11 protein-coding genes are annotated in these 13,613 nt (G+C 60.4%); 5 read left to right on the top strand and 6 right to left on the bottom strand.

The window, feature by feature from the left end; genetic code table 11:
- Nucleotides 1-71 precede the first annotated feature (71 nt).
- Nucleotides 72-815 (bottom strand): phosphatase PAP2 family protein, encoded by a 744-nt coding sequence (locus tag FQ192_RS07150; protein WP_149657968.1) that lies wholly within the window; start codon nt 813-815, stop codon nt 72-74.
- Nucleotides 816-869: 54 nt separating this feature from the next.
- The gene (locus FQ192_RS07145) at nt 870-2,819 is read right to left on the bottom strand and encodes an LTA synthase family protein (RefSeq protein ID WP_149657967.1); all 1,950 of its coding nucleotides are present in this window, start codon (nt 2,817-2,819) and stop codon (nt 870-872) included.
- A 202-nt stretch (nt 2,820-3,021) separates the two neighbouring features.
- Here FQ192_RS07145 and colR point away from each other — a divergent pair, with 202 nt between their 5' ends.
- The 5 genes from colR to FQ192_RS07120 all read left to right on the top strand — a co-directional run bounded on the left by colR (nt 3,022) and on the right by FQ192_RS07120 (nt 6,745).
- On the top strand, nt 3,022-3,705 hold the full coding sequence (gene colR, locus FQ192_RS07140; protein WP_149657966.1) for a two-component system response regulator ColR: 684 nt from the start codon (nt 3,022-3,024) through the stop codon (nt 3,703-3,705).
- Nucleotides 3,695-4,975 (top strand): HAMP domain-containing sensor histidine kinase, encoded by a 1,281-nt coding sequence (locus FQ192_RS07135; protein ID WP_149657965.1) that lies wholly within the window; start codon nt 3,695-3,697, stop codon nt 4,973-4,975. Before colR ends, FQ192_RS07135 begins: the two co-directional genes overlap by 11 nt.
- Before the next feature lie 153 nt (nt 4,976-5,128).
- Nucleotides 5,129-5,797, top strand: coding sequence for a class I SAM-dependent methyltransferase (locus FQ192_RS07130; protein ID WP_149658163.1), 669 nt, complete (start codon nt 5,129-5,131; stop codon nt 5,795-5,797).
- A gap of 4 nt (nt 5,798-5,801) precedes the next feature.
- Nucleotides 5,802-6,515 (top strand): lipopolysaccharide kinase InaA family protein, encoded by a 714-nt coding sequence (locus FQ192_RS07125; RefSeq protein ID WP_149657964.1) that lies wholly within the window; start codon nt 5,802-5,804, stop codon nt 6,513-6,515.
- Between the two features lie 2 nt (nt 6,516-6,517).
- Nucleotides 6,518-6,745, top strand: a complete 228-nt coding sequence (locus tag FQ192_RS07120) for a hypothetical protein (RefSeq protein ID WP_133838174.1) — start codon at nt 6,518-6,520, stop codon at nt 6,743-6,745.
- Between the two features lie 166 nt (nt 6,746-6,911).
- On the opposite strand, the gene FQ192_RS07115 is transcribed toward FQ192_RS07120, so the two are convergent.
- The 4 genes from FQ192_RS07115 to FQ192_RS07100 form a co-directional block, all read right to left on the bottom strand.
- Nucleotides 6,912-9,947, bottom strand: a complete 3,036-nt coding sequence (locus tag FQ192_RS07115) for a multidrug efflux RND transporter permease subunit (protein WP_149657963.1) — start codon at nt 9,945-9,947, stop codon at nt 6,912-6,914.
- Nucleotides 9,948-9,960: 13 nt separating this feature from the next.
- A complete protein-coding gene (locus tag FQ192_RS07110; RefSeq protein WP_149657962.1) occupies nt 9,961-11,109 on the bottom strand; it encodes an efflux RND transporter periplasmic adaptor subunit in 1,149 nt (382 codons plus the stop codon).
- A 321-nt stretch (nt 11,110-11,430) separates the two neighbouring features.
- Nucleotides 11,431-12,528, bottom strand: coding sequence for a DUF1513 domain-containing protein (locus FQ192_RS07105; RefSeq protein WP_149657961.1), 1,098 nt, complete (start codon nt 12,526-12,528; stop codon nt 11,431-11,433).
- 14 nt (nt 12,529-12,542) lie between these two features.
- On the bottom strand, nt 12,543-13,607 hold the full coding sequence (locus FQ192_RS07100; RefSeq protein WP_149657960.1) for an imelysin family protein: 1,065 nt from the start codon (nt 13,605-13,607) through the stop codon (nt 12,543-12,545).
- Nucleotides 13,608-13,613 lie beyond the last annotated feature (6 nt).

The raw sequence follows: 13,613 nt of genomic DNA, 5'->3' as shown, positions 1-13,613 counted from the left end.
GGTGTTGTGTCATCAATCGCGATGACAACCACGATCCTGTAGGAGCGAGGCTTGCCCGCGAAGACGTCAGCTCAGACGCTGACCGATTGCGTCTTGGTAACCCGTTCAGCCTTGCCCGCCGGTCGATACAGGATGTAGTAATACGACCCCAGACAAATCAACCAGCAGAAAATCGCCGTCCACACGTTGTGCGAGAAGAAGTGCGCGCCCTGCATCATCCGGCTGATGGAAAACACCGTGCCCAGCGCCGCGGCAAAGATAAACGCCTTGCGCGCCAGCCGTGGACGGCGGTCGCGCAGCACAAAGAACAGCGCAAACAGCGTAAAACCAGTCGCCGCATGACCACCCGGCCAGCAGCGGCCCGGCTTGTCGGTGTGTGGGCGCGGGCTCAGCAGTTCGCTGTAGGTTTCATGGCCGCCGAACTGTTCCAGGCTCCATGGGCATTGCACCGCCGTCACCACTTTGACCGGGGTGACAAAGGACGTGGCCAGGCCCAACGACAGCACCAGGCAACCCAGCTCCCGTTTGAACGGTTTGAGCTTGTCGACAAAAAACGCGCAGATGAAACCGATCACCGCAAACACCGAGAAAGCGATGACCACCTGTTTGGCCCGGTCATGCAGGATGTCTTCGAGGAAGTAGCTGTGGCGGCCAATGAAGTCCCCGGCCGCCGGATCATAAAAGTACCTGGCCAGATTCATGTCCAGATCGGTCAGTTCGAGCAGCAGCAGCACGATGGCCGCGATGGCGGGAACCCCGAGGCACACCCAGAAATTGAGCGGCCTGGACACGGGGCGAACAGCAGTTGATGACATGGTGGATCCTGAACGTAGGAAAAAGCCCCGGGGCATCAGCCCGGGGTCATTCGGTTAACGTACGCTGACCTGGGGCGTGCCCTCCTTGGGCGCTTTCCAGCCAAGCAGCTGTTGCTTGAAGCCATAACTGGCGCTTTGGTAGTACGTGATGGCGCGGGTGATCAACGGATCGCTGGCCTCGGCCTTCGATTCGCGGCTTTCGGTCAGTGCGTCGTCATGCCGGCGCAGGCCCTGGCGCGGACTCAGGATCGCCAGATCCTTGCCGTCGAACAACCCCAGATGCTGATAGTTGCCGACCACGACGCGGGGTGGCAGGGGATTGTCCTGCAACAGATTGCGTCCGAAAAATGTCGATTGGTAATCCAGGTTCAGCAAGCCCAGCAACGTCGGCGCCAGATCAATCTGGCTCGCCAGTTGTGCGGTTTCCCGGGCCTCGATCAGCTTCGGCGCGTAGATGAACAACGGAATCTGATAGTTGCTGATCGGCAAGTCTTCCTTACCGGCGCTGCCTGCGGTGTGGTCGGCGACGAACACGAAAATCGTATTGTCGAACCACGGCTTTTGCCGCGCCTGTTCCAGAAACTGGCCGATGGCATAGTCGGTGTACTTCACAGCGCCGTCTCGACCGTTGCCGGACTTGATGTCGATGCGATTGTCCGGATAGGTGTAAGGCCGATGATTGGAGGTGGTCATCAGTTGCAGCAGAAAGGGCTGCTGTTTGGCGTAGTCGGCGTCGGCCAGTTTCAGGGTCTGGGTGTAGAGATCTTCGTCAGCCATACCCCAGGCGTTCTTGAAGTGAATTTGCGCTTCATCGACGCTGCTCTGGTCAACCACGCGATAACCGTTACCGCTGAAAAACGCGTTCATATTGTCGAAGTAACCACGCCCGCCATACAAGAACACGCTGTCGTAACCCACGGCACCGAGCTGCTGGCCGAGGCTGGCGAAACCGCTTTCACGGCCCACGCGCTTGACGATCGAACGGCCCGGCGTCGGCGGGATGGCCAGGGTAATGGCTTCCAGGCCGCGATCGGTGCGGGTGCCGGTGGCGTAGAAATTATTGAAGTACAGGCTCTGTTTGCGCAGGGCATCCAGGTTGGGCGTCAGGTTGCGCTCGTCGCCGTTGCTGCCCATGTACTTGGCGCTGAAACTTTCGATGGTCACCAGCACGATGTTGGGTTTGCGCGGGGTGCCCGGGTTATCGATGTTGCGGCGGATGTCTTGTGGGTCCTGGCCAACGAACTGTGCGTTAGGTTCGCTCAGTTCGGCGCGAATCTGCTGGGCCACGACGTCGGGCGGCAGACTTTTGTAGAACTGCGGGTAGTCCAGCTCATTGTTGCGAAACGCGGCGAAGAACTGGTATGGGCCATTGCTTGCCAATTCATTTTGATAGGCGTTGCCACCCTGGGCGCGCGGTGCGTCCTGGCTGAGCAGTTGCAGGCTCAGGCCGGTGACGATCAACAAGCCCAAGGCATTGACCAGGCGTCGACGCAGCGGCGGCAGCGGTGCGTCCAGTGCCGCATTGAAGGCCCTGCGCAACGCGAAGCTCAGGGCCACGGCCAGCACGGCGAGGATACTCAGCAACGTGCCGATCGGGTACGACTCCAGCAGGTTGTTCAAGACTTCATCGGAATACACCAGGTAATCCACGGCGATGAAGTTGAAACGCACGCCGAACTCGTCCCAGAACAACCATTCGGCCACGGACGTGAACAGCATGGCAAACAGGCTGACGGTCAACAGCCCTTGCAGTAACCAGCGATGGCCCCGGCGACGCCACAAGGCGGGCGGGCAGAGCAGCAGGTAGAGGCCCATCGGCAAAGCCGCATAGGCAATGAACCCGAGGTCGTAAAGAAATCCGATGGCAAAAACCGACACAAAACCGCTACCGGCCTCATCCAGGTGAGTGAGCAGCAGAACGGTCCGGGTCAAAGAGAAAATCACCAGCCAGGCGCTGGTGACGAGCAGCAGAAAGCGCATAGGCGCTGTCTTGAAAAAGTCCATTGGCTACATTCCTTTTATCAATGGCGCGGGAGTTTCACCGGACCACTGTAGTCAGGTTGTGAACCGATAGTGAAAAACTTGTTAAGTCTTTCATTTTGTTGGACGAATGGATGGATCCGGTCTTCGGCCCTAGCCCTGCGCTGCGCTTGGCCGTAAGCTGCGCGAGCCGAAGATGGCCGTTACTGTGTACGGAGGAGTGCCCATGCGAATTCTATTGGTTGAAGACAACCGCGATATCCTCGCCAATCTGGCGGACTACCTGGGGCTCAAGGGCTACACCGTGGATTGCGCGCAGGATGGTTTGTCGGGACTGCACCTGGCGGCCACCGAGCATTACGACTTGATCGTGCTCGACATCATGCTGCCCGGCATTGACGGCTACACCTTGTGCAAACGCCTGCGTGAAGACGCCCGCCGCGATACGCCGGTGATCATGCTCACCGCCCGGGATCAATTGGATGACCGCTTGCAGGGCTTCAAGTCCGGCGCCGATGACTACCTGATCAAGCCGTTCGCGCTGTCCGAACTGGCGGCACGCATCGAAGCGGTCATGCGTCGGGCCCAGGGCGGCGGGCGGCGTACCCTGCAGGTCGGCGACCTGAACTACGACCTCGACACCCTGGAAGTGACCCGCGATGGCCGTCTGCTGAAACTCAACCCGGTCGGCCTCAAGTTGCTGGCGGTGCTGATGCAGAAAAGCCCCCACGTGCTGCGCCGCGAAATCCTTGAAGAAGCCCTGTGGGGCGATGATTGCCCGGACAGCGACAGCCTGCGCAGCCACGTTCATCAACTGCGCCAGGTGATCGACAAGCCTTTTGCCAAGCCTTTGCTGCAAACCGTGCACGGTGTGGGTTATCGCTTGGCCGAGGGCCGTGATGGAGTTTAAGCAGAGCCTTGCTCAACGGATCATCATTGCCTTTGCGCTGATGAGCGCGCTGGTGGCCGGGGCCTTCGCCATGGGCATCGTGGCGACCGTGCACCTGGTGGAAGAGAAACTGATTTCGGCAGGCCTGGGCGGCGACTTGCAACGGCTATTGCTGATGGACAGCGTCTCGGACTGGAGCCACCGCCCAGAGCCCGACCAGCTGTTCTATTTCAGTGGCGGGCCAGGGGACTTCGAGTTGCCCAAGGACCTGCGTCACCTGGAACCGGGTTTTCACGAAGTGTTTCGCGAACAGCTCTCGTATCACGCGATGGTCGAAGTCGTCGACGGCCGGCGGTACGTGCTGTTGCAGGATCAGAGTGATTTCGAGGAGCGTGAGCGGGTGCTGTTTGCCGTGGTGCTGGTGGGCTTCGTCCTGAGCCTGGCACTGGCGGTTTTTCTCGGCTGGATCCTGGCGCGCAAAGTCATGGCGCCCGTGGTGCGGCTGGCTCGGCAAGTACGGCATCGCGATCAGTTATTGGGTTTGGCGCCGCCCTTGGCGCCCGACTACGCCGCGGACGAAGTGGGCGAACTGGCGGTGGCCTTCGACGCCACGCTCGGGCGTCTGCGTCAGGCCTTGACCCGTGAGCGCCTGTTCACCAGTGACGTCAGTCATGAGTTGCGCACCCCGCTGATGGTCTTGGCCAGTTCCTGCGAATTGCTGCTGGAAAACCCTGGCATCGACCAGCGCGGTCGCGCCCAGGTCGAGCGCATCGCCAGGGCCTGTGAGGAAATGCGCGAACTGGTGCAAACCTTCCTGATGCTTGCCCGTGCCCAGCATGAAGACGCCAGCATGTCCCCGCAGCAGACGGTCAGCCAGGTGGCTGACGGGCTGCTCAATCTCTGGCGTGAGCCGATCGAGTCCAAGGGCTTGACGCTGGACTTCGAGCGGGGAAGTCCTGCGAATCAGGGCTACAACGCGACGCTGTTGCATGCGGTCATGGGCAACCTGTTGCGCAATGCTCTGCACTACACCGAAACCGGGTTCATTCGCCTCACCCTGAGAGGTACCGGGTTCGTCGTCGAGGACAGCGGTGTCGGTATTCCGGAAGAAAAGCGCGAGGCGATGTTCGAACCCTTTGTGCGGGGCTCCGAAAAACGTGGCGAAGGCCTGGGGCTGGGCTTGTCGCTGGTACAGCGGATCTGTGAGAGCCAGGGCTGGACCGTCAGCCTGACCACCATGGAACCGAACGGCTGCCGTTTTGAAGTGGAATTGGGTAAGCCTCGGGCCTGATTGAAAGGCGGTGGCCCCGCGCCACTATCTAATCCTTGTAAAACCCTGAAATACTTGGTGATTGTACACAACGAAGTTTTCACAAAGTGATGACCTGACGCTGACATGACGCTACCTAAGGTGGTTGCCATCAGCAATTCAGGAGCATTTGATATGACGGGCCCGATCAAGCTGGATTTTTCGGAAAAGTACGACGATCAACACGCGCAAAAATATTTGCGCAAGCACCAGGACGGTCTCGGTCGTCGATTGTCCCATTGGCGTGACGAACAACTGGCACGCAAGGCGCTGACCCTGGCCGGCGAGCCTGGTTTGGTCCTCGATTTACCCAGTGGTGCCGGGCGTTTCTGGCCGTTACTGGCAGAAAAACCCAATCGGGTGATCATCGGAGCCGATAACTCCGAATCAATGTTGAAAATTGCGACCCAGTCGCAGCCGGCTGAAGTGGTGAAACGGGTACAACCCTTGCACACTTCTGCATTCGACATTGCTTTGCCTGATAACGCCGTCGACAGCATTTTTTGCATGCGTTTGCTCCATCACATCGGGGAAGCCGAGCACCGACTGGCTATCCTGCGCGAATTCGAGCGTGTCACCCGTGACAGCGTGATCATTTCGTTGTGGGTGGATGGCAATTTCAAGGCCTGGAAGCGCAAGCGCGCCGAGAAAAAGCGCGGGCAGGAAGGTTACCAAAATCGCTTTGTGTTACCGGCCACCACGGTTGAAAAGGAGTTCGAACAGGCGGGTTTTCGTATCCAGGAACAACTGGACTTTTTACCGCTCTATGCCATGTGGCGAGTTTACGTATTACGCAAGAGGTAACAGGATGGCAGTGCAATGTGCAGCAGAAACGGAAGTCGCTTCCCAGGACCGCTTCGACTATTTCTGGAATCAGCGCGGTGAATGGGTGGAAGAACCCAACGTCCGTCGCGGTGGGGAAAGTGGCGTGCAGCGCGTCAGGGGCAGCGACGGGCAACTGCTGTATGCCAAGCGTCAGACCGGGCATATCTACCGCAGTTGGTTGCACCCGTTCGGCCGACCGACCGTATTGCGCGAGCAGGATGCGCTGATCGGTTTGACGGCGCTCGGCGTGCGCGTGCCGGAAATGGTGTTCTGTGGTGCCCAACGGGACCCGGTGCACAAATGGCGCGCGTTGCTGGTTACCAAGTCTCTGGATGGCTTTGAGGAAATCGAACACTGGTATGCCGGTGGCGGTCGCGAGCGTCATGGCGAAGTGGTACACGAGCGCGTCCTCAAGGAACTGGCCGAGAACCTGGCCCGCATGCACAAGGGGCGCTGGCAGCACAGCTGCATCTACATCAAACACGTATTCGTGCGGGTGACTGGCGAAGGGGATGCGGCCACGGTGGAAGTGGCGTTGATCGATCTTGAAAAGTGCCGCCAGCGTTTGACCGCCCAGCGTGCCGCCGCCCATGACATGAAGCAGCTGCGTCGCCACTCGTCGTTCAGCGATACAGACTGGAAGAATCTGGTCTACTTTTATGAGACGGCGTTTGGCAGCGCTATCAAGGGTTTATAGCGATGAAACTCGAAATTGCACGAGGTGTGTTTCTTCTAGGAGCCTTGGCAGTTGCTTCATTGGCGGTGGCGGCTTGGGAGCAGCCCCGCACGCAAGTCCTCAGTGCAGTGAACGATGGCGCTCACTGTCCGTTGCCACGGGTTGCCAAAGCAGCCGTGGCCACACAACCTGATCATGACTTGTTACTGTTCATGTTCGGACTTTCACAGGGATTGAGGCCGCAGAGTTGAACAGATTGAAGCCAAAATAAAAGGCCTCGCAGATGCGGGGTCTTTTTTTTGGCTGATCGTTGATCGTTCCCACGCTCCGCGTGGGAATGCCTCTTGTGACGCTCTGCGTCACGCTTTGGGACGCGGAGCGTCCCGGGATGCATTCCCACGCGGAGCGTGGGAACGATCATCGGACGGAGGGTTTATCGGGCTTGGCCAGCAACGTGTACACACACGGCAGCACGAACAAGGTAAACAACGTCCCGATCGACATCCCCGTGGCGATCACCGTGCCAATATCGAAGCGGCTGACGGCCCCCGCACCGGTGGCCAGAATCAACGGCACCATGCCGAACACCATCGCCGCCGTGGTCATCAACACCGGCCGCAGACGAATGGCCGCCGCTTCCTCCACCGCTTCGCGCGGGGTCAGACCTTTCTCCTTGCGCAGCTTGTTGGCGAACTCCACGATCAGGATCCCGTGTTTGCTGATCAGCCCGATCAACGTCACCAACCCGACCTGGGTATAGATGTTCATGCTCGACCAGCCGAGGAACAGCGGGATCAACGCCCCGCAAATCGACAGCGGCACGGTGACCAGAATCACCAGCGGATCACGGAAGCTTTCGAACTGCGCCGCCAGCACCAGGAAAATGATCGCCAGGGCCAGGGCGAACGTGACCCACAGCGCGCTGCCTTCCTGAACGAATTGCCGCGACGTGCCGCCATAGTCAAAGGCAAAACCCACTGGCGCTTCTTCCTGGGCGATCTGGCGCACGGTGTCGATGGCCTCGCCCATGCTGACCAGCGGGAACCCGGTCACCGCCGCCGCGTTGAGCTGCTGGAACTGGTTCAACTGCCGTGGCCGCGCCCGGTCGGTCACGGTGATCAGGGTCGACAGTGGCAGCAGTTCGCCCTTGGTGTTCTTGACGTAGTAATTGTTCAGCCAGTCAGGGTTATCCCGGTAGGCCCGTTCGACCTGGGCGATGACCTTGTAGCTGCGCCCTTCGATGGTGAACCGATTGATTTCCGCCTCACCCAGCAACGTCGCCAGGGTGCCACCGAGGTCCTGCATCGACACGCCCATCTGCGCGGCCTTGGCGCGGTCGATATCCACCACCACTTCCGGCTTGTCGAACGCCAGGTCGATGTCGACGAAGGCAAACTTGCCGGACTCCAGCGCGCGTTTTTTTACCCGGTCCGCCACGTCCAGCAGCGAGGCGTAGTCGTTGGCGGTGTTGATGATGAACTGGAACGGCAAGCCTTCACCGGTGCCCGGCAGGGACGGCAGGTTGAAACCGAAAATCTGCAAGCCGGGAATGCTCCCCAGCTTTTTCTGAACTTCGGGCAGGATCTGCATTTGCGTGCGGCCGCGCTCGTTCCACGGTTTGAGCAGGAAGCCGCCGATACCCGATTGCACGCCGTTGAAGCCATTGATCTGGAACGAGGAGTAGTACTCGGGAAACTCCTTGAAGATCGTGATGAACTCGTCGGTGTAAGTGTTCAGGTAGTCGAGGTTGGTCGGCTGCGGGGCGTTGGCAATCATGAAAATGATGCCCTGGTCCTCGTCCGGTGCCAGTTCCGTTTTGGCGAACTTTAAAAATACCGGGATCAGGCACAGCACGATCACCGCGAACACCAGCACCACCGGCCGGGTATTGAGCGTGCCGTGCAGCATGCTCTGATAGCGGCGCTTGAGGCCTTCGAAAATCAGGTCGAGGCGATGGGCCAGGCCGCTGGGATTGGTGTCATGGCGCAGCAAATAGGCGCACATCATCGGCGACAGGGTCAGGGCGACGATGCCGGAAATCACCACCGCCCCGGCCAGCGTCAGGGCGAATTCCTTGAACAGCGCCCCCGTGAGGCCCGTCAGAAAGCCGATCGGCGCATAGACCGCGGCCAGGGTGATGGTCATGGACACCACCGGCATGGCGATTTCCCGGGCGCCTTCAATGGCAGCGTCCAGCGGTGTCTTGCCTTCCTCGATGTGCCGGTGAATGTTCTCCACCACCACAATCGCATCGTCCACCACCAGCCCGATGGCCAACACCATCGCCAGCAGCGTCAGCAGGTTGATCGAGTAGCCCATCATCTGCATGAAGAACATCACACCGATCATCGACAGCGGGATGGTCACCACCGGGATCACCACCGAACGCAGGGCGCCGAGGAACAGGAATACGACGACTATGACGATCAGCACTGCTTCAAACAGGGTCTTGATCACCTCGTTGATCGAGGCCTGGATAAACAGCGTGGCGTCGTAGGCGATTTCGCTTTTCAGGTTGGGCGGCAACTGGGCTTCCAGCTCCGGCATGATCTTGCGCACTTCCTTGATCACGTCCAGCGGGTTGGCGCCCGGGGTGGCCTTGATGCCGATGTACACCGAGGGTGTACCGCCGAAGGAGCTGATGGCGTTGTAGTTCTCGGCGCCCATTTCGACCCGCGCGACATCGCTGAGCAGCACCCGGCTGTCGCCATCGACCTTGAGCGGAATCGCGGCGAAGGCCTCGGCGGACTTGAGTTCGGTGTTGGCGTTGATGCTGGTGACCACGTACTCGCCTTTCACTTCGCCGGCGGCGGAGAGGAAGTTGTACTGGCGCACCGCGTTGGTCACATCGCTGGCGCTCAAGCCGAACCCGGCCAGTTTCACCGGGTCCAGCCACAAGCGCATGGCGAACACCTGGTTGCCAAGAATCTCGGCTTCGGCCATGCCGGGCAGTGTCGCCAGTTTGGGCTGGATGACCCGGGACAGGTAATCGGTGATCTGTGGGTTGCTCAGCTCCTTGCTGAAATAACTGATGTACATCAGCGCCGAGGCGTCGGCGGCTTCCTTGCTCAGCACCGGGTCTTCGGCGTCCTGGGGCAGCTTGTTCTTCACCTCGTTGGCCTTGGCCAGCAACTCGGTGAACAAGCGGTCGCTGTTGGAACCGATACGTGCGTAGACGGAGATCACCGAGAAGTTCTGGCGACTGACCGAGGTCATGTAGTCGATGCCCTCGGCGCTCGCCAGGCTCTGCTGCATCGGCTGGGTGATGTAGCCCTGAATGGTTTCGGCGTTGGCCCCGGGGTAGGCGGTGGTTACCGTGATCAGGGCGTTTTCCATTTGCGGGTATTGGCGCAGCGGCAGCTTGCTCCAGGCCTGGAAGCCCAGCAGCACAATCAACAGGCTGACCACCGTGGCGAGCACCGGGCGGCGGATGAACGGATCGGTAAAAGCCATGAGGATTCCTTGATCAGTCAGTGCGTGGCTGACTGTTCTTATCGGTCAGGGTCTTGTCGTCGCTGATGGCAATGTGTGCGCCGTTGTCCAGTTTGATCTGGCCGGCCGTGACCACTTGTTCGCCGCTCTGCACGCCTTTGTTGATCATCACCAGGCCATCGCGGCGGTCGCCGGTTTCGATGAAGCGGCGTTCGGCGATCAGGATCGGTTGGCCCTTGTCGTCTTTTTCCACCGTGCCGTCCTCGGCTTTTTTCTGCGCGACCACGTACAGCGAGTTGCCGTAGAGGGTGTAGGTGATCGCGCTTTCCGGGACCACGATGTGCTTTTGCGGATCCGGCAGCATCACTTGCAGGCTGGCGAACATGCCCGGCAGCAACTTGCCGTCCGGGTTGGCCAGCGTCGCACGCACCAGAATATTGCGGGTGCTGTTCTCGACCTTCGGGTTGATCGCACTGATGGTGCCGGGGAAGCTCTGCGTCGGGTAAGCCGCGACGATGACCTGGATCGGTTGGCCGAGGGCGATTTTCGGCACCGATTGTTCGGGCAGGAAGAAGTCGACATAGAGGCTGCTGAGGTCTTGCAGGGTGGCAACCATGGTGCCGCTGGGGAGGTAGTCGCCGACGTCCACCTGACGAATGCCGATGGTGCCGCTGAAAGGGGCGAGGATGCGTTTCTTCGCCAGGGAGGCCTTGAGCTGATTGACCGTGGCCTTGTTCTTTTGCAACTGCGCCGAGAGCCGGTCGTACTCGCCTTTGGAGATGGCGCGGCTATCGACCAACTGACTGCCACGCCCGAAATCCAGCTGTGCCAACCCGAGGTCAGCCTGGGCGGTTTCCAGCAGGGCACTCTCCACGGCGCTGTCCAGTTGCAGCAGCGGTTGCCCGGCCTTGACCTTCTGCCCGGACTCGAACATCAGCTCCTTGACGGTGCCGGCGATCTCCAGGCTCAGGTTCACTCCCTGCAACGCCTTGAGCGTGCCGACAGTGGGCAAGCGCATCTGCCACGGCTGTTCGGCGGCCGTGGCCACGGCGACGCTGATGGGCGGTTTCGGCTTGGCGAAACCCTGGACCATCGTGTAGATCGAAAAGGCCTTGTACCCGCCCAGGGCCAGCACAATAAGCAGGACAACCCCCAACATGATCAGCATGCGGCGACGCAGCATATTTCCACTTCCTTGGAGAAAATCAGGTGAGACAGGCGGAACATTACTCCGAGTGCGGGGGGTAATCCAACTGGCACTTATTACAGTCTGTAATGGGGCGAACACAAAACTTGTGGCGAAGGGGCTTGCCTGTGGCAAGAGGGCTTGCCTGTGGCGAGAGGGCTTGCCTGTGGCGAGGGGGCTTGCCCCCGTTGGAGCGCGAAGCGCTCCCTTACATTTCTCCAGTCATCCCGCATTTACAGGTTTTACGACGGCTTCGCAGCCGAACCGGGCCAAGCCCCCTCGCCACAGGGTAAATTCACCCACTGGGGAGGAGGGCGCTCAGATGAGGTGAAGGTGGTTATCCCAGAGCCCCGCCGGCAACTCCAACGGTTTTGCAACCAGATCTGTCTGACGGCAATCGTAGTACCGGCAACGGCCCTGACCCGAGGTCACGACAAAACCGTCCGCCACCGCGCCGACTCCGGCGCAGTCCGGCAGCGGCGCATCCAGGCGCACTTCGCCGCTGTCCAGGTCCCAGATGAAGAAGCGATTGCCCCGTGGCGCGGTCAGCGCGACCAGGCGCAGTTCGCTGTGCACCGCGACGCTGGCGGTGTAATGCCCCATGGCCTGCAACTGATGCTCAGGCACCGGGAACGCCACGAACGGCTGGCCTGGACGCTTGATCGCCAGCAACTCCGACGACTCATGGGAGGGGCCCATGAATTGCTGGCTGGCGAGGATCGTGCCGTCGCTGGCAATCCCCAGGTGGCGCACGCTGTTCATCTGCTGGGCGAGGGTTTCCTTGCTCAACAGCGTGCCGTCGCGCTGCATCAAAACCAGGCTCGGTTCCATGGCGTTGAGGTTCATTTCGACCCGGCTTTCGGCCTCGGTGCGAATCCCGCCGTTGGCCACCACCAGGGTTTCGCCGTCGGGCATCCATGACACCTGATGCGGGCCGACGCCGTGAGTAGGCATCTCACCGCTGTGGATAAGTCGCTCACCTTCGAACTTATACACACCCAGCAAGCCACGACCCGGATCGGAGGTGTCGTTCTCAGTGGCGTACAAGAACTCGCCATCCTTGTGGATCACCGCGTGCCCGTAGAAATGCCGGTTCGGCTGTGAGGTCACGGTTTGCAGCAACGTGCCGTCGCGCAGGTCGATCAGGTAACTCTCGGTCCCCGGACGCCGGGCGACAAACAGCGCTATCGCCAGGGTCGGGTGATTGATGATGTCGTGACAGCGCTGGCCGACCTCGGTGGCGAACACCCGGGTGCCATCCAGCCGATAACCGACGGCGTAATGCTTGCCGTCGGTATCGTCCCGCGCCGAGAGCAGCAGCGGGCTCTTGTCCTTGTGCTTGAACAGCGTCCAGCCGCCCAGCGTCACTGCTCCCAGCAGCAAACTACCTAAAGTCAGAGCCTGACGTCGCAGCATGGCACTCGCCCTCATCAGTCACCGTCGTTGGCGTTGAAGCCCAGTTGGATGCCCAGCGCCTTGGCCAGTTCGCCTTCGTGCAGGCGATGGACGACGTTGAGGCTGTCGTAGAGATCGTTGAGCTGTTGGCGGCCAGCATCGTCGTTGAGCATTTCGGTCAGCGAGCGCTGGTTGCTGGCGAACAGTTTGAGCGAAGCGGCGTAGGCGGCATCGATCTTGTCGGCCAACGGCTTCTGCTCGCTCGGCAACAGACCGCGCAGGCCTTTGTTGTCGACACCTTCCCACACGGTCTTGGCGGCGGCGAGGCTGGCTTCCAGGCCCGTCAGGGACGACTGGCTGCGCCACGCATCGGCCTGGAACGGTTGCGGCACACCCTTGGTCTGGCGGCCCATCGGCGTGCCGAGTTTTTTCTTCAAGGTGTCGAGGGCGGTGACTTGTACCCGCAGCAGATCGGCGATCGCTTCATGGGAATCGGCGTAACGCTGGTTCGGAAATTTGCTCATCTGCGCGAGCATACCGTCGGTGTTGTTCCAGCTTTGCAGAATCTCTTCGGCTAGCAGTTTCTGGCGTTCGCCAATGGCTTTGAGCAGCGGGCAATACTTGGCTTTCTGCGCGTCGTTGGCCACGTCAGGCTTGCTGTCGAACAGGATGTATTCGTAGGCCGACAGGCCCTGAACCACCACGCTCGACTTGGCCAGGGCGGCGGCATCGATCTGCGGCTGGGCGGTGACCAGTTGCTCGACCTGACGGCCGACCAGGTTCTTCTTATCCGGCCAGAACTGCACCTGCCACGCACGATTGCCCTCGGCCAGCGGCCCGATCAGCAACGGTTGCAGCTCGGCCCAGGCTTTCTGCGCGTGCAGGAAATCTTTGCGAGCGGTTTCCAGGTCGGCCTTGCCTTCGCAGTAGGCGAGGGCGCTGACAGCCAGTTGACGGTCGGCATCAACCCAACGGCTGTAGGTCGGCAGGATCACTTGCTTGGCGATGGCTGCCGAAGTGACGGCTTGCGGATCCTGCGGCGAACAGGCGCCGAGGGCGAGCGCTGCAAGGCTGGTGAACAACAATTTGGGACGGAACATGTCGGG

Source organism: Pseudomonas sp. ANT_J12, from assembly GCF_008370045.1.
GTDB lineage: Bacteria > Pseudomonadota > Gammaproteobacteria > Pseudomonadales > Pseudomonadaceae > Aquipseudomonas.
This window is presented reverse-complemented; position numbering and strand designations above follow the sequence as displayed.

What these genes read in the sequence shown, in the direction of transcription:
- FQ192_RS07150 (WP_149657968.1), bottom strand. Translation starts at nt 815, where the DNA reads ATGTCATCAACTGCTGTTCGCCCCGTGTCCAGGCCGCTCAATTTCTGG.
- FQ192_RS07145 (WP_149657967.1), bottom strand. Translation starts at nt 2,819, where the DNA reads ATGGACTTTTTCAAGACAGCGCCTATGCGCTTTCTGCTGCTCGTCACC.
- colR (WP_149657966.1), top strand. Translation starts at nt 3,022, where the DNA reads ATGCGAATTCTATTGGTTGAAGACAACCGCGATATCCTCGCCAATCTG.
- FQ192_RS07135 (WP_149657965.1), top strand. Translation starts at nt 3,695, where the DNA reads ATGGAGTTTAAGCAGAGCCTTGCTCAACGGATCATCATTGCCTTTGCG.
- FQ192_RS07130 (WP_149658163.1), top strand. Translation starts at nt 5,129, where the DNA reads ATGACGGGCCCGATCAAGCTGGATTTTTCGGAAAAGTACGACGATCAA.
- FQ192_RS07125 (WP_149657964.1), top strand. Translation starts at nt 5,802, where the DNA reads ATGGCAGTGCAATGTGCAGCAGAAACGGAAGTCGCTTCCCAGGACCGC.
- FQ192_RS07120 (WP_133838174.1), top strand. Translation starts at nt 6,518, where the DNA reads ATGAAACTCGAAATTGCACGAGGTGTGTTTCTTCTAGGAGCCTTGGCA.
- FQ192_RS07115 (WP_149657963.1), bottom strand. Translation starts at nt 9,947, where the DNA reads ATGGCTTTTACCGATCCGTTCATCCGCCGCCCGGTGCTCGCCACGGTG.
- FQ192_RS07110 (WP_149657962.1), bottom strand. Translation starts at nt 11,109, where the DNA reads ATGCTGCGTCGCCGCATGCTGATCATGTTGGGGGTTGTCCTGCTTATT.
- FQ192_RS07105 (WP_149657961.1), bottom strand. Translation starts at nt 12,528, where the DNA reads ATGCTGCGACGTCAGGCTCTGACTTTAGGTAGTTTGCTGCTGGGAGCA.
- FQ192_RS07100 (WP_149657960.1), bottom strand. Translation starts at nt 13,607, where the DNA reads ATGTTCCGTCCCAAATTGTTGTTCACCAGCCTTGCAGCGCTCGCCCTC.